We start from the raw sequence: 260 nt of genomic DNA, 5'->3' as shown, positions 1-260 counted from the left end.
ACACTACATTTTGCTCAATTACGCCTTGTGCAAGCTGAGCACCGGGGCCTGTTGCATGCAATGAAATGTCTTCACCTGCGTGTGTTTCCGAGGCCAATGGCACTGTTGTTTCTTGATGAAAACCAGGGGTTGTTGTATCAATCCCTTGTAACTCAACGCGCCCTGCCACAGCAGCACTTGCATAGCTTGCATCGGCATCTGTTTCATCACCTAAGTTTCTAAACCCTAAACCATTGGCGTAACCAACTGTGGTATAGGGC

1 protein-coding gene is annotated in these 260 nt (G+C 48.5%); it reads right to left on the bottom strand.

What is annotated here, in order from left to right; all coding sequences use genetic code 11:
* Positions 1-260: alkaline phosphatase (locus AAEY83_RS16305; protein ID WP_351060704.1), on the bottom strand; the 260-nt coding region annotated here is incomplete at both ends.

Origin of the sequence: Psychrobacter sp. TB20-MNA-CIBAN-0197 (assembly GCF_040309765.1) — a bacterium.
Classification (GTDB): Bacteria; Pseudomonadota; Gammaproteobacteria; order Pseudomonadales; family Moraxellaceae; genus Psychrobacter; species Psychrobacter submarinus.
Note: the sequence above shows the minus strand (reverse complement) of the source record. Positions and strands in the feature narration are given on the sequence as shown.